Raw genomic sequence first — 18896 nt, forward strand, 5'->3', positions numbered from 1 at the left:
GATAGCGCAATATATCGAATCCTATGTTCGAAATTATTGAACAACACACGAAAAGCGCCGATGTGGTACTCTATACCAATCATTAAAAAGAGATTTTACCCGGCAGAGCACTGCCCTCTAATGCTATGACAGAACAACAGAAAATCACCTTCGCCGCACTTCAGCAACAGCTGGATACGCTGATGCTGCGTGACAGGCAGCGCTTTGCCCGCCGCCTGCATGGCGTGAAGAAGGTTAAAAAACCTGATGCACAACAGGCCATTCTCCTGGAGATGGCGAAAGAGATTGAACAGGCAGCAGGTAAAATTGTGCTGCGCGAAGCCGCCAGACCGGAAATAACGTATCCAGAAAACCTGCCTGTCAGCCAGAAAAAACAGGCCATCCTGGAGGCCGTTCGCGACCACCAGGTGGTGATTGTGGCGGGGGAGACCGGCTCGGGTAAAACCACGCAGCTGCCGAAAATTTGTATGGAGCTGGGGCGCGGTATTAAAGGGCTGATCGGCCATACGCAGCCGCGTCGTCTGGCGGCGCGTACCGTTGCCAACCGTATTGCCGAAGAGTTGCAAACGGAACCGGGCGGCTGCATCGGTTATAAAGTCCGTTTCAGCGATCACGTCAGCGACAACACGATGGTCAAGCTGATGACGGACGGTATCCTGCTGGCGGAAATCCAGCAGGACAGGCTGCTGATGCAGTACGACACCATCATCATTGATGAAGCGCACGAGCGCAGCCTGAATATCGACTTTCTGCTTGGCTACCTGAAAGAGCTGTTGCCGCGTCGCCCGGATCTGAAAATCATCATCACCTCCGCGACCATCGACCCGGAGCGCTTCTCGCGTCATTTTAACAATGCGCCGATCATTGAAGTTTCCGGCAGAACGTACCCGGTTGAAGTGCGCTATCGTCCGATTGTCGAAGAAGCGGACGATACCGAGCGCGATCAGCTTCAGGCGATTTTTGACGCGGTGGATGAACTGGGGCGTGAAAGTCCCGGCGATATCCTGATCTTTATGAGCGGCGAGCGTGAAATCCGCGATACCGCCGATGCGCTCAATAAACTCAATTTGCGCCATACCGAAGTATTGCCGCTGTATGCACGCCTCTCTAACAGCGAGCAGAACCGCGTGTTCCAGTCGCACAGCGGACGTCGCATCGTGCTGGCGACTAACGTGGCGGAAACCTCGCTGACCGTACCGGGCATTAAGTACGTTATCGATCCCGGCACCGCGCGCATCAGTCGCTACAGCTACCGCACCAAAGTGCAGCGGCTGCCGATTGAACCGGTTTCACAGGCTTCCGCTAACCAGCGTAAAGGCCGCTGCGGCCGTGTGTCGGAAGGGATCTGCATCCGTCTGTATTCGGAAGATGACTTCCTGTCGCGCCCGGAATTTACCGACCCGGAGATTCTGCGTACCAACCTGGCTTCGGTTATTTTGCAAATGACGGCGCTGGGGCTGGGCGATATTGCCGCATTCCCGTTTGTTGAAGCGCCGGATAAACGCAACATTCAGGACGGCGTGCGTCTGCTGGAAGAGCTTGGGGCGATTACGACCGATGAGCAGCAAACGGCTTATAAACTGACGCCTTCAGGACGCCAGTTGTCGCAGCTGCCGGTAGACCCGCGTCTGGCGCGGATGGTGCTGGAAGCGCAGAAACACGGCTGCGTGCGTGAGGCGATGATCATCACCTCCGCGCTGTCTATTCAGGACCCGCGTGAGCGCCCGATGGATAAACAGCAGGCGTCCGATGAGAAGCACCGTCGTTTCCACGATAAAGAGTCTGACTTCCTCGCCTTTGTGAATCTGTGGAATTACCTCGGCGAGCAGCAGAAAGCGCTGTCGTCGAACCAGTTCCGCCGCTTGTGTCGCACTGATTACCTGAACTATCTGCGCGTGCGCGAATGGCAGGATATCTACACCCAATTGCGCCAGGTGGTGAAAGAGCTGGGTATTCCGGTAAACAGCGAACCGGCGCAATACCGTGAAGTGCATATCGCGCTGCTGACCGGGCTGCTGTCGCATATCGGGATGAAAGATGCCGACAAGCAGGAGTATACCGGTGCGCGCAACGCCCGTTTCTCCATCTTCCCAGGTTCCGGTTTGTTCAAGAAGCCGCCGAAGTGGGCGATGGTCGCAGAACTGGTGGAAACCAGCCGCCTGTGGGGGCGCATTGCGGCGCGCATCGATCCCGAGTGGGTGGAACCGGTTGCCCAGCATCTGATTAAGCGTTCTTACAGCGAACCGCACTGGGAACGGGCGCAGGGCGCGGTGATGGCGACGGAGAAAGTGACCGTGTACGGTCTGCCGATAGTGGCCGCGCGTAAGGTGAATTACAGCCAGATCGACCCGGCGCTGTGTCGCGAGTTGTTTATTCGTCATGCGCTGGTAGAGGGCGACTGGCAGACGCGCCACGCCTTCTTCCGCGACAACCTGAAACTGCGTGCGGAAGTGGAAGAGCTGGAGCACAAATCGCGCCGTCGCGACATTCTGGTCGATGATGAGACGCTGTTTGAGTTCTACGACCAGCGCATCAGTCATGACGTGATCTCCGCGCGCCACTTCGACAACTGGTGGAAAAAAGTCAGCCGTGAAACGCCGGATCTGCTCAACTTTGAAAAGAGTATGCTCATCAAAGAGGGCGCGGAAAAAATCAGCAAGCTGGATTACCCGAACTTCTGGCACCAGGGAAATCTTAAGCTGCGGCTGAGCTATCAGTTTGAACCGGGCGCCGACGCTGACGGCGTCACCGTCCATATCCCGCTTCCGTTGTTAAACCAGGTGGAAGAGTCCGGGTTTGAATGGCAAATTCCAGGTCTGCGCCGTGAGCTGGTGATTGCGCTGATTAAATCGCTGCCGAAACCGGTACGACGGAACTTTGTTCCGGCGCCGAACTATGCCGAAGCGTTTTTAGGTCGCGTAACGCCGCTGGAGCTACCGTTGCTGGATGCGCTGGAGCGTGAATTGCGGCGGATGACCGGCGTGACGGTAGATCGCGAAGACTGGCACTGGGATCAGGTGCCCGATCATCTGAAGATCACCTTCCGCGTGGTGGATGACAAAAACAAGAAGTTGCAGGAAGGGCGCGCTTTGCAGGGGCTGAAAGAGGCGCTGAAAGGGAAAGTCCAGGAGACGCTCTCGGCGGTGGCTGATGACGGCATCGAGCAGAGTGGGCTGCACATCTGGAGTTTCGGTCAGCTGCCGGAAAGCTATGAGCAGAAACGCGGCAATTACAAAGTGAAGGCGTGGCCTGCGCTGGTCGATGAGCGTGATAGCGTCGCCATCAGGCTGTTCGACAATCCGCTGGAGCAGCAACAGGCAATGTGGTGCGGTTTACGCCGCTTGCTGCTGCTGAATATTCCGTCGCCGATTAAGTATCTGCACGAAAAACTGCCGAACAAAGCCAAGCTCGGTCTGTACTTTAACCCGTATGGCAAAGTGCTGGAGTTGATTGACGACTGTATCTCCTGCGGCGTGGACAAGCTGATTGACGCCAATGGCGGCCCGGTATGGACGGAAGAGGCTTTTGCCGCACTGCATGAGAAGGTGCGCGCTGAGCTGAACGACACCGTTGTCGATATCGCGAAGCAGGTCGAGCAGATCCTGACCGCCGTGTTCACGATCAACAAACGTCTGAAAGGACGTGTGGATATGACGATGGCGCTGGGGCTGTCTGATATCAAAGCGCAAATGGGCGGGCTGGTGTATCGCGGTTTTGTCACCGGCAACGGCTTTAAGCGCCTCGGCGATACGCTGCGCTATTTGCAGGCGATTGAAAAACGGCTGGAGAAACTGGCGGTTGATCCGCACCGTGACAGGGCGCAGATGCTGAAAATCGAAAGCGTGCAGCAGGCCTGGCAGCAGTGGATTAACAAGCTGCCGCCAGCCCGCCGTGATGACGACGACGTCAAAGAAATCCGCTGGATGATTGAGGAGCTGCGCGTCAGCTACTTTGCACAACAGCTCGGCACGCCGTACCCGATCTCCGATAAGCGCATTTTACAGGCGATGGAGCAAATCAGCCTGTAGCTCCATGCTCAGCTCAGGCAGGAGATACCTTCGGGTATCTCCTGCGGGGCGGCGCGCTTTAGCCTGTCATAAAGCCGCGCAATGTCTTTTTCGAATGCCGTATCTTGCGGCCAGACCAGATAGTAGCCTTCTCCGGTTGCCACTGCTTCATTGAACGGAAGGGCGAGCAGACCGCTTTTTACCGCCTCCAGACTGAGCAGCAGATCGCCCACGGAGACGCCATGCCCCCTTATCGCCGCCTGATTTCCCTGTTCCAGCGTGTCGAACACTTTTCCCCGACGGGTATTCAGCCCGTTAAATTTACCGCTGCGTGCCAGCCATCGCGTCCAGTCGCGCCGGTCTGGCGAAGGGTGAATAAGCTCGCAGTCGGCAATGTTTTCTCGTACCTGTTCAAGCAGCGCGGGGGCGCATATCGGGATCAGCCACTCTTTAAAAAGCAGCCTGCTTTGCGTGCCGGAACCAAAATGACCATTGCCTAACAGGATGGCGCAGTGAAAGGGTTCACGATTGAAATCCACCGTATCGGTGTCCATCCAGACGCTGGAAAGCTCCACGTTAAGCGAGGGTTCCTGCTGATGTACGCTGTTCAGCACGTCCAGCAACCAGCCCATTGTCAGGGTTGAGGGCGCCTTTAAGCGCAGACCGTGCTGCTGGTTGCGAAACGCGGAGCAGGCGTTTTCCAGCGTCCGAAAGCCTGCGGCCAGCTGCTCCGCCAGCGCGCGTCCCGCTTCCGTTACCTCAACCTGCGGGCCGTTGCGGTGAAACAGCGGGCAGTCAAACGTTGTCTCCAGGGTACGGATGTGTCTGCTGATCGCACCCGGAGTGACGTTCAGCGCGTCAGCGGCTTTGCTGAATGATCCGAGGCGGGCGGCGGCTTCAAAAGCGCGCAGGGCATACAGTGGCGGCAGAGTCATGGCGATACGCTATTGTGAGTTTTACTCACATTAAATAGCAGTTTTATTCGTTTTTCAAACGTCATCGCTCGCTGAATAATGCCGGGAGTTTCCGGGCCTGTGTGCGTTATGAAGGAGAAAAGGCGTTGATTAATCTGACATTGCTGAGTGCGTATAGTTTATCGGTTTTACTGTTGCTGGTCACGCCCGGCCCGGTGGTTGCGCTGGTAACCGGAACGGCGGCCCGGCACGGCGCGCGTAAAGCCTTTGCGACGGTGATCGGAACGAACAGCGCCTCTCTGGTGCTGATTATCCTGGCGGCGTTGATGCTGGCCGGAGTGGTGTCGATCTCCGGTTTGTTTCTGTCTTTGCTGGGGATCGCAGGGTCGTTGTATATCGGCTACGGCGCGTTAATCAGCCTGCGGGCGGGGAATCCGCAGGCAAATGCGCAAGAAAACACGGTCGCTGTGGGCGATGGCGGGGTGATCCGGGGATTCATTACCGGCATTTCAAATCCGAAAGACATCCTTTTCTTTGTCGCTTTCTTCCCTCAGTTTATTGCGGTGACGCAGAACTTCGCCGCCAGCATTATGACGCTGACGGTGGTGTGGATCATTTTTGATTTTGCTGTTTTATCGCTGTACATCCTGCTCATCAATAACTGGTTGTCACCGCATCACAGCCGGCGTATTGGGCTGGCGTCATCGCTGTTTTTGCTGGTGGTATCGCTGTCTGGCCTGGTCTATAACGTCCGCGAAATCATTCACCACTTGCCGTACGGATGACGTCAGACAGACCAGCCGCCGCCCAGCGCTTTGTAGAGATCAATCTGCGCCAGCAGCAGATTGTTTTTCACCTGCACCACATTGGTTTGCACTGAGAACAGCGTGCGCTGGGCGTCCAGTACATCCAGATAAGACGAATAGCCATTGCGATAGCGATTCTGGGCGATGCGCAATGTTTCCTGCGCCACATCCTGCTGCGCCTGTAATTCACTGAGTTGTTCCTGATAGCGGGTGATGGCGTCGAGGCTATCGTTTACCTCTCTGAAGGCGTTACGCACGGTTTTTTCATAACTGTACAGCGCCTGATTACGCTGGGACTGAGAAATATCAACCTGCGCATTCAATGCCTGACGGTTAAGCAGAGGGGCGAGAATGCTGCCGCCGATACTCCATAAGCGGAGCGGGTCGTCAAGCAGACCGGGGAGCGTGCGATCCTGTACCGATCCGGTCGCCGTCAGGTTGATCGACGGCAGCAGGCTGGCGCGGGAGGCGGCAAGCGTCGCATCGGTCGCAATAAGCTGTCTTTCGGCCTGCACAACATCAGGACGGCGGTTGAGCAACGAAGAGGGCAACTGTGACGGCAACGTTAAGGGCGTCAGCGCATCAAAACGGTCGCTACGGGCCAGCCGCGTCGGGTTGCTGCCCAGCAGAAGACTCAGCGCGTTTTCCTGTTGTGCGATCTGGTGCTCAAGCAGGGGAATTTGCGCGCGCGTCGAGCGAAGCTCAGAATCCGACTGCATCAATTCCAGGCGCGAGCTGTAGCCTGTTTCATATTGCCGTTTTGCCAGATTCCAGGCCTCTTCACGCGATTTCAGCGTCGATTTTGTCACGTTGAGCTGCTCATCCAGCGCCAGCAGCGTGACATAACCGGACGCAACGGACGAGGCAACGGTCAGATCGGCGGCGGCCGCCGCCGCTTTTTGCGCCGCCAGCGAGGCCCGCGCTGCACTGGCGGTGCTGCGATTAACGCCCCAGATATCGACATCGTAGTTTGCCGTCAGGCTGCCCTTATACAACGTGCTGTAGATCGGAAGTCCGGTTGCCGCAGACTGCGTTCGCGCCCGCGCTCCGCTAACGCCCGCATCCAGCGAAGGGAACAGGCTGCCTTCGGCGGCATAGACCCTGGCCTGGTATTCATTTACCCGTTCGCGGGCAATCAGCACGTCACTGTTATTTTGCAGCGCCTGATCGACATAACGATTCAGATGACTGTCGTGAAAATTTCTCCACCATACCTGTTCTGTTGCGCTGGCGGGGCCGGTGGCGGTTCGCCAGGCGGCGGGGATTTGCAAAGACGGTTTTGCGGGTGCCACATCAACCGACTGACAGCCACTGAGCAGCAGGGCGAACAGCAAAGCGGCAACGGGACGGCGCGTCATTGTTTCGCCTCCCGGGTATCGATATGTACCTGCACCGACATGCCCGGACGCAATCGCGCAATCTCCTCCGGTTTACCCAGCACCTCCACCCGAACCGGAATGCGCTGGGCGATTTTGACAAAGTTGCCGGTAGCGTTATCCGGCGTAATGGCGCTGAACTCCACGCCGGTTGCCGGAGAAATGCTCTCCACCCGGCCTTCATAAGCCCGATCATTCAGCGCATCGACGGTAAACCGTACCGGCTGACCCACGCGCAGCTCCGCCAGTTGCGTCTCTTTAATATTGGCGATAACCCAGTGCTGCGGCGGCACCAGCGTGGTGAGGTGCGTTCCGGCGGTGACATACGCGCCGAGGCGGACGGCAATCTGCCCAAGCTGGCCATCGCGCGGCGCGACAATGCGGGTATTTTGCAGATCGATCTGCGCCAGCTCTAACGCTGCGCGGGCATTTTCAACGTCGGCTTCCAGTGCTCCCCGGTTGACGATCACCGTTTGTAAATCCTGTCGTGACATCTCCAGCGTGGCTTTCGCCTGGTCGATATCCGCGCTGCCTTGCGCCGCGCTGGCCAGCGCCGCATCGCGTTCACGAATCGACAGCGAACCGTCGGCGGTGAGATCTTTCACGCGTTTCAAATCTGCCTGGGTTTTCAGACTTTGCGCTTTGGCATTCTTCAGTACCGCTTCATTGCGCGCAATCACGGCTTCGGCGCTTTTACGCTGTTGCAGGTTGTTATTTAACGCGGCGATTTTCATGGCCAGCTGCGCTTCGGCCTGATGGACACGCTGGCGATAAATACGGTCGTCGATCTGCATCAGCAGTTCGCCTTTTTTCACCTGCACAAAGTCCTGCACATTCACCTGCGTGATATATCCATTCACCTGTGGGCTAATAAAGGTGGTTTGTCCACGCACATAGGCGTTATCCGTAAATTGCGTATGGCGGGTAAACGGTGGTAATTGCCAGGCGTAGAGGATCACCAGAACCCCGACGAGGCCAATGGCGGCAGCGGCAAAAATTGACACCACACGGAGATTGTTTCGGGTATTTGCCTGCTCTTTGGCGGCATCCTGCTGACTCATAGCGGCTCCTGAGATAAAGCGATAAACATAATTTTCATCTGTTACTTGGTTCCGGTGGCTTTTTTCAGCGCCATCCGGGCGGTAATACGCAGTCGCAGCAAGCGCCATAAAATCCAGATTAGCGTAGCGGCGGCAATGCTGGCCGTCAGTAAATAAGTATCGTTATAGGCGAGGATATTTGCCTCAAGCGACGTAACGGTTTGTAGCTGAGCGATTGCCTGGGTGTTCAGCAATGCGCTGTCGCCAATCAGGCTTTTGTACATCTGGCTGTACATCTGTAGACGCTCATTCACCAGCGGATTTAGCGTGGTGAGCTGATCGGCCAGCAGGCTGGAGTGATATTTTTCACGCCAGGTCTGGAACGTGCCGAGAATAGCGGAGCCCAGCAGACCGCCGATGTTCTGACTCATCCCAAATAAGACGGAAAAACTGACCAGGTTGCGCGGATCGGCGATGACGCCGCCGATACCCGCCAGCATTGCCGGGGCAAGGAAGAACGCGCTGCCAAAGCCGAGTAAGAATTGGCTGACCATTAACTGGTCGGGGCGCGTCAGGTTTGTGGAGTGGCTGTCGAGCAGTGAGGCGACGATCATCAATGCCAGCGACGTAATCACGGGCCAGGCCAGCCGCGTCGGTTTAATCGTCAGGCAACTGGTGATGATGCCGCACACAATGCCAGCGAAAATTGACCAGGCCAGATGCGTCATTTGCTCATTCTGTAAGCCAGCGTATTGCAACCAGCCAATTACGCCGGTGTTTTGCTCCGCCAGTACAATGCGGATCAGCAGCATAATCAGCCCCAGGCGGAGAATACTGCCGCTGGAGAGCCAGCGCGTATTCAACAGCGGATTGCTGCGGTTATGCTCGAACACAATTGCGCTGATGATGAGTACCGTCGCCAGCGCCAGAGACCAGCCAATCCAGGGCGCTTCAAACCACCAGTCCAGTCGCCCCAGCGACAGCACGGCACAGACCAGCGCCATGCCGGGCGCGAGCAGAATAAAAGTAATAAAGTCTTTCTTTTCAAAAACCTTACGTCTGTCGCCGGGAGGCAGTTTTAAGGCGATGACGCAGCCCAGCGAAACCAGCGCCAGTCCCAGCTCAAAGAAGTACAGGCCGCGCCACTCATCCAGTTGCAGCAGTTCGGTAGAGAACAACCGGGCGAGGGGAATAGCCAGCGACGACCCGGTAATACCGATCGTTAACGCTTTCAGACGGTGTTTCGCAGGCCAGGCCTGTATCTGATAATAAATACCCAGCGAACTGAGCGCGGCGGCGACCATACCGTGCGCCGCGCGTACCATTAGCGCGGAACTCAGATCGTTGACGAAGAGGTGAAAAAAGGTGACCAGCACATACAGCACCAGAAAACCTTCGGTAAATGCCCGCAGACCAAACTGCTGGCGAAATTTCACCAGCAGCAGGTTAATTGAGACATTGGTCATGACATAGACGGCAGGCAGCCAGGCGATCTCCGTCGACCAGGCGGCAAAGGTGCCCTGTAAATTTTGCAGATTCGCGGTCACGACCGCGTTCCCGAGTGCGCCGGTCAGACACACCAGCAGGCCGACCACGCCGTAGGCGATGCGTTTCGGCGTGCTGTGAATGGGAGTCGAAGGTGAGCCTAACAGTGCGGGCTTTTCGTGAGGCTGCCACTCGCGAGGAGCATAAGGATCGCGTTGGGGCAGGCGCATAACGTCGTATACCTTTGTATTATTTTAATGATTAGCGGGCTAATGATTCTACGTCTGACGTAAACCATAATTCAAGTGAATATGAAAACGCCCGGTAAATCAAATATTCATTGCCGTTAAGCCGGGATTTTCGCTCATTGAACGTTGTTTGACATCAACGCTTTATCTCACCCTCGCACCACAGGATAATCAGCGGATCGTCTTTCGGAGTGATCTGGTACTCACCAGAAGCCACTCCGGTACTCTGCAAGGAACACAGGAGGAAGAACCATGAGAATGAGACCGTTTCCGGCATTATCCAGTGCAACGCTGGAAGCAGCGAACACGCTGGGGCATTGGCTGGCCCAAAATGACTTCTCTGGTGACGCGCCGTATCAGGCTGACTGCGTTGTGCTGGCGGGGAATGCCGTCATCCCGGCGATAGACGCCGCCTGTAACATAGCGAAAGCGCAGCAGATCCCGCTGTTGATCAGCGGCGGCATCGGCCATTCCACCACGTTTCTCTATGCCGCCATCGCCGGGCACCCGCGCTACAACACCATACGCACCACCGGGCGTACGGAAGCCAAAATTCTTGCGGATATCGCTCATCAGTTCTGGCAGATCCCGACGGAGAACATTTGGCCAGAAGACAAATCAACAAACTGCGGTGAGAACGCGCAGTTTAGCTGCGCCCTGATTGGTCAGGTATCGGCGCCCATTAACACCGCCATTATCGTACAGGACCCGACAATGCAACGCCGGACGATGGCGACGTTCCGCCGCGTCACCTGCGACGATCCCGATTCGCCCCGTTGGTTGAGCTATCCGGGTATTGTCCCGACGCTGTGCCAGCACGATGACGGCGTGGATTTTGCCGGAGAACAGAAGGGGTTGTGGTCCGTGGATCGCTATCTCTCCCTGATTGCGGGAGAGCTTCCGCGCTTACGGGATGATGAAACCGGCTACGGGCCGCGTGGCCGCGACTTTATTGTGCACGTTGATATTCCCGCTGACGTTGAGGCGGCGTGGCAGACGCTGCAAAATGACGCTGACCTGATTGAGACCATGAACAGTCGTTCGTTGCGTTAATGTTACTTTCTTGCCCGTTTGCGGAAATTTACGCTCAAACGGGCAAACTCTCTCCCCGATATCGCCTCTCTGACAGAACCTTCCTGGCTGCTTTTATGAAGCACATCACAAAACCAGCACCGCAGACGGCCCTGAGAACATGTGATTGTTATTACTTAACAATGATTTTACTTGTTAAAAACAATTCAATTACAGGAGCAGCGCATGTCCGCACCCGTACAACACCCGATGTATATCAATGGTCAATTTGTTAGCTGGCAGGGAGACGCATGGATTGATGTGGTGAATCCCGCCACCGAAGAACTGCTCTCCCGTATTCCTGATGGCGGCGCGCAAGAGGCGCGTCAGGCCATTGACGCCGCTGCGCGCGCTCAGCCGGAATGGGAGGCGCTGTCTGCGATTGAACGCGCGGGGTGGCTGAGAAAGATCGCGGCAGGGATTCGTGAGCGGGCAGAAGAGATCAGTGCGCTGATTGTCGCGGAAGGCGGAAAAATCCAGCAGCTGGCGCAGGTAGAAGTCGCGTTCACCGCCGACTACATCGAATATATGGCCGAGTGGGCGCGCCGTTATGAAGGCGAAATCCTGCAAAGCGATCGCCCCGGAGAAAATATTCTGGTCTTTAAACGCGCGCTGGGCGTCACCACCGGGATTCTGCCGTGGAACTTTCCGTTCTTTTTGATTGCCCGTAAGCTCGCTCCGGCGTTGTTGACCGGGAATACCATCGTCATTAAACCCAGCGAATTTACGCCAAACAATGCGATTGCTTTCGCGCAGATCGTGCATGACATCGGCTTACCGAAAGGCGTATTCAACCTGGTGCTGGGACGCGGTGAAACGGTTGGGCAGGAACTGGCGGGGAACCCGAAAGTCGCGATGGTGAGCATGACTGGCAGCGTGGTTGCTGGCGAGAAAATTATGGCGGCGGCAGCGAAAAATATCACTAAAGTTTGCCTGGAACTGGGCGGGAAAGCCCCGGCAATCGTGATGGACGATGCGGATCTTGAGCTGGCCGTGAAAGCGATTGTGGATTCCAGAGTGATCAACACCGGGCAGGTCTGTAACTGTGCTGAGCGCGTTTATGTACAAAAAGGGATTTACGATCGCTTTGTGAATCGTCTGGGCGAGGCGATGAAAGCGGTTCAGTTTGGCGATCCGGCACAGCGTGATGACATCGCAATGGGGCCGCTGATTAACGCTGCCGCGCTGGAGCGGGTAGAGCAGAAAGTGGCGCGTGCCGTACAGGAAGGCGCTCGCGTGGCGTTGGGCGGCAAGGCCGTGGAGGGCAAAGGTTATTATTATCCACCGACGCTGCTGCTGGATGTTCGCCAGGAGATGACCATCATGCATGAGGAGACATTTGGCCCCGTGCTGCCGGTTGTGGCGTTTGATACGCTGGAAGAGGCGCTGGAGATGGCGAACGACAGCGATTACGGTCTGACATCGTCTGTATATACGCAAAACCTGAATGTTGCGATGAAGGCGATCGGCGGGCTGAAATTCGGCGAGACCTACATCAATCGCGAAAACTTTGAGGCGATGCAGGGATTCCATGCTGGCTGGCGCAAGTCAGGTATTGGCGGGGCGGATGGCAAACACGGTCTGAACGAGTATCTGCAAACGCAGGTGGTCTATTTGCAGTCCTGATGTAACAGGCCGGGGTTTTCCCCGGCCTGTTAATGGCGGTCACACTTTGGTCGCAATCCAGTTCATCATCAGTTCCGGCCAGACCGCGACCGGCAATCCCTGCGTATCACGAATGCCAAACCCGTGTTTTCCTCGCTCAAACAGATGCATTTCCACCGCTACGCCAGAACGGCGCAGCGCGTTAAAAAATACCAGGCTGTTTTCCACCTTTACCGCCGGATCGTCGATGGCATGCAGCAGAAATGTGGGCGGCGTAGCGGCATCCACGCGTTCCTCAAGCGAGTAGTGGCGAATCTGTTCATCGTCAGGTTCCGCGCCCATCAGCTCAAGGCGTGAGCCGGGATGATGAATGTCGTCACGCATGGTGATGACCGGATAGACCAGCGCCATAAAAGCAGGGCGGGCGTTGATTTCATCCAGGCTATCTATAGGGGAATAGACGGGTTCAGCAAAACGCGTCCCCAGACTGGCGGCGACATGCGCACCGGCAGAAAAACCCAGCACCCCGATGCGTTCCGGGTCGATCTTCCACGCTTGCGCATTGGCGCGAAGATAGCGCATCGCGCGCTGCACATCCGCCAGCGGCGCGTTTGCCCCTTCATCATGGCCATCTCCGGGCATCCGGTAGGTCATCACGAACAGGGTATAACCACGCGCATTAAAAAAGGGCGCCAGCGCGCTGCCTTCTTTGTCCAGCACGACGCGCCGGTAGGAACCGCCTGGCGTCACGAGAAGCCCCACGCCGTTGGGTTTATCTGGCGCGTAAACGGTGATTTCAGGAGATCGGACACCCGTGACGGCGCGATCGAAGATGGATGTACCGGTATGCCGCGGTTCTGGCGTAAAAACAGCATCGCTGTTTTTCGCTCCGGGGGCTTCGCCATCAGGCCAGAGGGTAAATGTGGCTGAGCGGGAGACGGCTTGCGCCATCATTTCTTCTAAGGTTTCGCGGCTGAATACGTCCATGACTGTGCTCACTCAGTGATAAACGTTATCTATAACACAGTTAATCCATTGAAAATCGGAAGGGATTCACATCGTCTTGAATAACCAGATAAATGGTGAAAACGGCGGAGGAACAATGCCTCCGCCAGAAGGTCAGAGTTTGGCGAATTTATCCAGCGTGCGAATGAGCTGAGTTACAAAACCGTACTCGTTATCGTACCAGGCGACGGTTTTCACCAGTTGCAGATCGCCCACTGTGCTGATTTCAGTTTGCGTGGCATCGAACACCGAACCGAAATGTGAGCCGATGATATCGGAAGAGACGATCTCTTCATCGGTATAGCCGAACGACGGATTATGGGTTGTCGCTTTCTTCAGCGCCGCGTTGATCTCTTCCGCAGTGACTTTTTTCTCCAGAATCGAGACCAGTTCGGTTACAGAGCCGGTTTTCACCGGAACGCGCTGAGCATGGCCTTTAAGTTTTCCGCTCAGTTCAGGAATCACCAGACCAATGGCTTTCGCCGCGCCGGTGGTGTGGGGGATGATGTTTTCCGCCGCCGCCCGCGAAGCGCGCAGATCCTTCCCGCGCGGCCCGTCAACCAGCGACTGGGTTCCGGTGTAGGCGTGAATTGTGGTCATGGTGCCAACCTGAATGCCAAAGTTGTCATTCAGCGCTTTCGCCATCGGCGCCAGGCAGTTGGTGGTGCAGGATGCGACAGAAACAATCTGGTCGCTGGCATCCAGCGTGTCGTCATTCACGTTGAAGACAATGGTTTTCATATCGCCAGCCGGGGCGGAAATCAGCACTTTTTTAGCGCCAGCGTCGAGGTGCGCTTTGGACTTCTCGGCTGAGGTATAGAAGCCGGTGCACTCGACAATGATCCCGGCGCCGGTGGTTTTCCACGGAATATTTTTAGCCTCTTTTTCTGCGTAAACCGCAATTTTTTTGCCGTCCACAATCAGCGCGTCTTCGGTGAAATCCACACTCCAGGGGAATACGCCGTAGTTTGAGTCATATTTCAACAGATACGCGAGGATTTTAGGGGAGGTCAGGTCATTGATGGCGACGACATCAATGTCGCTTTTCACTTCCAGCAGACGACGTAACACCAGACGACCGATACGACCAAAGCCGTTAATGCCAATTTTACTCATGGTTTTCTCCTGTCAGGATGCAACGGTACGACACATTTTTTCCCTACCAGGCATAGTCCAGTCAGGCGTCCAGGGCAATAACAGATTTTGCGGCTAAGCGTAACTGGTTGAAATTGGGTGAACAAAAGTTAATGAATTTTTAACAAAAGCTCGCTATGTTGACGCTTTATTTTTTTACTCAGGACGTGTTATGAGCAATAAGTACACAAGCCTGCAAATTGGCATCCACTGGCTGGTCTTTTTACTGGTTATTGTGACCTACTGTGCAATGGAGTTGAGGGGATTTGCGCCCCGCAGCTATCGTCCGTGGATCAATATGGTTCATGTCTCGTGCGGGATGACAATCCTGGTGTTGATGGTAACGCGCCTGCTGGTCAGACTGAAATACCCGGCGCCGCCCATTGTGCCAAAACCAAAGCCGATGGTGACCGGAATGGCGCATCTTGGGCATCTGGTGATCTATCTGCTGTTTATTGTCTTGCCGATTATTGGCCTGGTGATGATGTATAACCGGGGCAATCCCTGGGTTGCGTTCGGCCTGGTGATGCCGCATGCGTCAGACGCTAATTTTGAGGTGGTGGATATGCTGAAAACCTGGCATATCACGCTGGCGAAACTGGGGTATTTTGTCATTGGTTTGCATGCCGCCGCGGCGCTGATGCATCACTACGTCTGGAAAGACAATACGCTGTTGCGCATGATGCCGCGCAAACGTTCCTGACTCTTCTCACCCCCCCGCGTAATGCGGGGTTTCTTTTAGAAAACACCTGCGTGTAACCAGACCCGTGACGCAGGTGAAGGAAACGGGTCTACATCGGAAGTGGGCAGTATAGCCATTTGTCATACAAATAGCGAGATGCTGCTGTTGGTTTTACAGCCACATAACAAATCTGATAGTATACCCCCCTATAGTATGGAGGGCGTATGCCGCATTCACCTGAAGATAAAAAACGTATTCTCACTCGAGTTCGCCGTATCCGCGGGCAGGTTGACGCGCTGGAACGGGCGCTGGAGTCAGGAGAACCTTGCCTGGCGATCCTGCAACAGATTGCCGCCGTTCGCGGCGCATCTAACGGGCTGATGGGAGAGATGGTTGAGATTCACCTGAAAGATGAACTGGTCAGCGGCGACACCACGCCGGATCAACGCGCCGTGCGCATGGCTGAAATCGGCCACCTTCTGCGCGCTTATCTAAAATAAACAGATCACCTCACAATAATGGGAAGAGACAAATGAAATCACGTGCAGCAGTTGCATTTGGCCCCGGCCAGCCGTTAAAGATTGTTGAAATTGACGTCGCGCCGCCGCAAAAAGGCGAAGTGCTGGTCAAAATTACCCATACCGGCGTTTGCCATACGGATGCGTTTACGCTCTCCGGCGACGACCCGGAAGGCGTGTTCCCGGCGGTGCTGGGTCACGAAGGCGGTGGCGTGGTGGTTGACGTTGGCGAAGGCGTCACCAGTCTGAAGCCAGGCGATCATGTTATTCCGCTGTACACCGCAGAATGCGGCGAGTGTAAGTTCTGTAAATCCGGCAAAACCAACCTGTGTCAGGCGGTGCGCGCCACGCAGGGTAAAGGGCTGATGCCGGATGGCACCACCCGTTTTTCTTATAACGGCGAACCTGTCTATCACTATATGGGCACCAGCACATTCAGTGAATATACCGTTTGTGCTGAAATTTCCCTGGCGAAAGTCAATCCGCAGGCGCCGCTGGATAAAGTCTGTCTGCTGGGATGCGGCGTCACCACAGGGATTGGCGCGGTACACAACACGGCAAAAGTAAAAGAAGGGGATAGCGTTGCGGTCTTTGGCCTGGGCGGTATCGGCCTGGCGGTGATTCAGGGAGCAGTGCAGGCGAAAGCCGGGCGTATTCTGGCGGTTGACACCAACCCGGAGAAATTCAAACTGGCGGAAGAAATGGGCGCGACCGATTTCATTAACCCGAATGACTATGACAAACCCATCCAGGATGTGATTGTTGAGCTGACCGATGGCGGCGTCGATTTCAGTTTTGAATGTATCGGTAACGTCAATGTGATGCGCGCAGCGCTGGAGTGCTGCCACAAAGGCTGGGGCGAGAGCATCATCATCGGCGTGGCTGGCGCAGGCCAGGAAATTAAAACCCGTCCGTTCCAGCTTGTTACCGGGCGCGTCTGGCGCGGTTCCGCTTTTGGCGGTGTGAAAGGGCGTAGCCAACTGCCAGGCATGGTGGAAGAGGCGATGGCGGGGAAAATTCGTCTGGACCCGTTCATTACCCATCGCTTGCCGCTTGATCAAATCAACGATGCCTTTGATTTAATGCATCAGGGCAAGTCCATTCGCACCGTTATCCATTTCGGTGATAACTGATTCACATGCCAGCGGGTCTGCCGCTGGCACTTTCCTGAATTTTCAGGAATAAATGTTGTGAAAATGTGACAAACATTCCGATTTTCACCGTAAGCAAACTTCCTGGAATGCCGATGACTATCTAACGGGCGTGTTTTATACGCAATAACCTACAAGAGAGTCGACGGTCATGGACAACACATCAACGATGCAAGCACCGCATAAGCTGGGTTTTCTGCATCATATTCGGCTGGTTCCGCTGTTTTCCTCCATTCTCGGTGGCATCCTTCTTCTGTTCGCACTCAGTTCCGGGCTGGCGGGGTACTTCCTGCTACAGGCAGATCGTGACCAGCGGGATGTGACGGACGAAATTCAGGTGCGGATGGGCTTATCCAACAGTTCTAACCATCTGCGTACCGCGCGTATCAATATGATCCATGCAGGCGCGGCGAGCCGCATTGCTGAAATGGATGACATGAAAGCCAATATCGCTGAGGCGGAGAAGCGGATTAAGCAGTCGCAGGAAGGCTTTAACGTCTTTATGGCGCGGGCGGTAAAAACACCGGCGGACGAGGCGCTGGATGCGGAGCTGAATACCCGCTTCAAAGCCTATATTGATGGCCTGCAACCTATGTTGAAATACGCCAGAAACGGCATGTTCGAGGCGATTATCAACCATGAAAACGAACAGGCCAGACCGCTCGATACCGCGTATAACACCGTATTGCTCAAGGCGATTGAGCTACGCACGGCGCGCGCGAATCAGCTTAGCGACCAGGCGCATCAGCGCAGCCAACTGGGATTGATGTTCATGATTGGGGCGTTCGCGCTGGCGCTGGTGCTTACGCTACTGACGTTTACCGCGCTCCGCCGGACGGTAATCAACCCTCTGCAACGTGCTGCGCAGCGTATTGAACAGATTGCCGCAGGCGATCTCACCATGCCGGATGATCCAACCGGACGCAGCGAAATCGGTCGCTTAAGCCGCCATCTCCAGAAGATGCAGTCCTCTCTGGGGCAAACGGTGGGAACGGTACGTCAGGGGGCGGAAGAGATTTATCGCGGCACCAGTGAGATTTCCGCCGGCAATACCGATTTGTCATCGCGTACGGAAGAGCAGGCCGCAGCAATTGAACAGACCGCAGCCAGCATGGAAGAACTCACGGCCACGGTGAAACAAAATGCGGACAACGCGCACCATGCCAGTAAACTGGCGGAAGACGCCTCCGGCAAAGCCAGTCACGGCGGTCAGATGGTGTCTGGCGTCGTGAAAACAATGGGCAATATCTCCAATAGCTCGAAGAAAATTTCCGAGATCACCGCCGTCATCAACAGCATCGCTTTCCAGACCAATATCCTGGCGCTTAACGCGGCGGTCGAAGCGGCGCGAGCGGGTGAACAAGGGCGTGGCTTCGCCGTAGTCGCCAGTGAAGTGCGCACGCTGGCAAGCCGCAGTGCGCAGGCGGCGAAGGAAATTGAAGGGCTGATCAGCGAATCGGTCAGACTGATTGACCAGGGCTCCGGGGAAGTCGTCGCAGCAGGCAACACCATGAATGATATTGTCGATGCCGTGCGACGCGTAACGGACATTATGCTGGAGATCGCCGCAGCCTCTGATGAGCAGAGCCGTGGGATTGTGCAGGTGAGCCAGGCGATTTCCGAGATGGATAAGGTCACGCAGCAAAACGCCTCGCTGGTCGAAGAGGCCTCTGCCGCCGCCGCGTCTCTGGAAGAGCAGGCCGCTCGCTTAACCGAAGCGGTCGGGGCATTTCGTTTGCAGGGGGGAAGTGCGATTAAACGCGCGCCGTCTGTGGACGTCGTCGCCAGTTCATCACCGCAGCCGGTAACAACCAGCGGTGATAACTGGGAAACGTTTTAAGCCTTAATATTGCC

Annotated in this window: 14 protein-coding genes; 8 read left to right on the forward strand and 6 right to left on the reverse strand. The window is 55.8% G+C overall.

The window, feature by feature from the left end:
- Positions 1-125 precede the first annotated feature (125 nt).
- The gene (gene hrpA / locus OGX80_RS21440; protein ID WP_047463604.1) at positions 126-4028 is read left to right on the forward strand and encodes an ATP-dependent RNA helicase HrpA; all 3903 of its coding nucleotides are present in this window, start codon (positions 126-128) and stop codon (positions 4026-4028) included.
- A gap of 8 nt (positions 4029-4036) precedes the next feature.
- Here hrpA and OGX80_RS21445 read toward each other — a convergent pair whose 3' ends face one another.
- The gene (locus tag OGX80_RS21445) at positions 4037-4942 is read right to left on the reverse strand and encodes a LysR family transcriptional regulator (RefSeq protein WP_115181612.1); all 906 of its coding nucleotides are present in this window, start codon (positions 4940-4942) and stop codon (positions 4037-4039) included.
- 128 nt (positions 4943-5070) lie between these two features.
- Here OGX80_RS21445 and OGX80_RS21450 point away from each other — a divergent pair, with 128 nt between their 5' ends.
- Positions 5071-5706, forward strand: coding sequence for a LysE family translocator (locus OGX80_RS21450; RefSeq protein ID WP_049011905.1), 636 nt, complete (start codon positions 5071-5073; stop codon positions 5704-5706).
- A gap of 2 nt (positions 5707-5708) precedes the next feature.
- On the opposite strand, the gene OGX80_RS21455 is transcribed toward OGX80_RS21450, so the two are convergent.
- Genes OGX80_RS21455 through OGX80_RS21465 form a run of 3 tightly spaced genes read right to left on the reverse strand, consistent with a single transcriptional unit; the run spans position 5709 to position 9858 of the window.
- Positions 5709-7085: an efflux transporter outer membrane subunit gene (locus OGX80_RS21455; protein WP_049011896.1), complete on the reverse strand. Its 1377-nt coding sequence runs from the start codon at positions 7083-7085 to the stop codon at positions 5709-5711.
- Positions 7082-8164: an HlyD family secretion protein gene (locus OGX80_RS21460; RefSeq protein WP_047463610.1), complete on the reverse strand. Its 1083-nt coding sequence runs from the start codon at positions 8162-8164 to the stop codon at positions 7082-7084. Before OGX80_RS21460 ends, OGX80_RS21455 begins: the two co-directional genes overlap by 4 nt.
- Before the next feature lie 41 nt (positions 8165-8205).
- Complete coding sequence (locus OGX80_RS21465) at positions 8206-9858, reverse strand: MFS transporter (protein WP_049011895.1); 1653 nt, start codon at positions 9856-9858, stop codon at positions 8206-8208.
- Positions 9859-10128: 270 nt separating this feature from the next.
- On the opposite strand from OGX80_RS21465, the gene OGX80_RS21470 reads away from it, so the two are divergent.
- Entirely contained in the window at positions 10129-10929 is an 801-nt protein-coding gene (locus tag OGX80_RS21470) for a YdcF family protein (protein ID WP_112002069.1), read from the forward strand.
- Between the two features lie 204 nt (positions 10930-11133).
- Positions 11134-12573, forward strand: coding sequence for an aldehyde dehydrogenase (gene aldA, locus OGX80_RS21475; protein ID WP_115181613.1), 1440 nt, complete (start codon positions 11134-11136; stop codon positions 12571-12573).
- Between the two features lie 39 nt (positions 12574-12612).
- Here aldA and OGX80_RS21480 read toward each other — a convergent pair whose 3' ends face one another.
- Complete coding sequence (locus OGX80_RS21480; RefSeq protein WP_112002070.1) at positions 12613-13539, reverse strand: alpha/beta hydrolase; 927 nt, start codon at positions 13537-13539, stop codon at positions 12613-12615.
- A gap of 132 nt (positions 13540-13671) precedes the next feature.
- A complete protein-coding gene (gap, locus tag OGX80_RS21485; protein WP_047463617.1) occupies positions 13672-14673 on the reverse strand; it encodes a type I glyceraldehyde-3-phosphate dehydrogenase in 1002 nt (333 codons plus the stop codon).
- Between the two features lie 190 nt (positions 14674-14863).
- On the opposite strand from gap, the gene cybB reads away from it, so the two are divergent.
- The 4 genes from cybB (at position 14864) to OGX80_RS21505 (ending at position 18882) form a co-directional block, all read left to right on the forward strand.
- Positions 14864-15394: a cytochrome b561 gene (gene cybB / locus OGX80_RS21490; protein ID WP_012132327.1), complete on the forward strand. Its 531-nt coding sequence runs from the start codon at positions 14864-14866 to the stop codon at positions 15392-15394.
- A 203-nt stretch (positions 15395-15597) separates the two neighbouring features.
- On the forward strand, positions 15598-15873 hold the full coding sequence (locus OGX80_RS21495) for a metal/formaldehyde-sensitive transcriptional repressor (protein ID WP_012132328.1): 276 nt from the start codon (positions 15598-15600) through the stop codon (positions 15871-15873).
- Positions 15874-15905: 32 nt separating this feature from the next.
- A complete protein-coding gene (locus OGX80_RS21500; protein ID WP_012132329.1) occupies positions 15906-17024 on the forward strand; it encodes an S-(hydroxymethyl)glutathione dehydrogenase/class III alcohol dehydrogenase in 1119 nt (372 codons plus the stop codon).
- 169 nt (positions 17025-17193) lie between these two features.
- The gene (locus OGX80_RS21505) at positions 17194-18882 is read left to right on the forward strand and encodes a methyl-accepting chemotaxis protein (RefSeq protein WP_115181614.1); all 1689 of its coding nucleotides are present in this window, start codon (positions 17194-17196) and stop codon (positions 18880-18882) included.
- Positions 18883-18896 lie beyond the last annotated feature (14 nt).

The organism is Citrobacter sp. CK194, from assembly GCF_030333395.1.
Classification (GTDB): Bacteria; Pseudomonadota; Gammaproteobacteria; order Enterobacterales; family Enterobacteriaceae; genus Citrobacter_B; species Citrobacter_B koseri.

What these genes read in the sequence shown, in the direction of transcription:
- hrpA (WP_047463604.1), top strand. Translation starts at nt 126, where the DNA reads ATGACAGAACAACAGAAAATCACCTTCGCCGCACTTCAGCAACAGCTG.
- OGX80_RS21445 (WP_115181612.1), bottom strand. Translation starts at nt 4,942, where the DNA reads ATGACTCTGCCGCCACTGTATGCCCTGCGCGCTTTTGAAGCCGCCGCC.
- OGX80_RS21455 (WP_049011896.1), bottom strand. Translation starts at nt 7,085, where the DNA reads ATGACGCGCCGTCCCGTTGCCGCTTTGCTGTTCGCCCTGCTGCTCAGT.
- OGX80_RS21460 (WP_047463610.1), bottom strand. Translation starts at nt 8,164, where the DNA reads ATGAGTCAGCAGGATGCCGCCAAAGAGCAGGCAAATACCCGAAACAAT.
- OGX80_RS21465 (WP_049011895.1), bottom strand. Translation starts at nt 9,858, where the DNA reads ATGCGCCTGCCCCAACGCGATCCTTATGCTCCTCGCGAGTGGCAGCCT.
- OGX80_RS21470 (WP_112002069.1), top strand. Translation starts at nt 10,129, where the DNA reads ATGAGAATGAGACCGTTTCCGGCATTATCCAGTGCAACGCTGGAAGCA.
- aldA (WP_115181613.1), top strand. Translation starts at nt 11,134, where the DNA reads ATGTCCGCACCCGTACAACACCCGATGTATATCAATGGTCAATTTGTT.
- OGX80_RS21480 (WP_112002070.1), bottom strand. Translation starts at nt 13,539, where the DNA reads ATGGACGTATTCAGCCGCGAAACCTTAGAAGAAATGATGGCGCAAGCC.
- gap (WP_047463617.1), bottom strand. Translation starts at nt 14,673, where the DNA reads ATGAGTAAAATTGGCATTAACGGCTTTGGTCGTATCGGTCGTCTGGTG.
- cybB (WP_012132327.1), top strand. Translation starts at nt 14,864, where the DNA reads ATGAGCAATAAGTACACAAGCCTGCAAATTGGCATCCACTGGCTGGTC.
- OGX80_RS21495 (WP_012132328.1), top strand. Translation starts at nt 15,598, where the DNA reads ATGCCGCATTCACCTGAAGATAAAAAACGTATTCTCACTCGAGTTCGC.
- OGX80_RS21500 (WP_012132329.1), top strand. Translation starts at nt 15,906, where the DNA reads ATGAAATCACGTGCAGCAGTTGCATTTGGCCCCGGCCAGCCGTTAAAG.
- OGX80_RS21505 (WP_115181614.1), top strand. Translation starts at nt 17,194, where the DNA reads ATGGACAACACATCAACGATGCAAGCACCGCATAAGCTGGGTTTTCTG.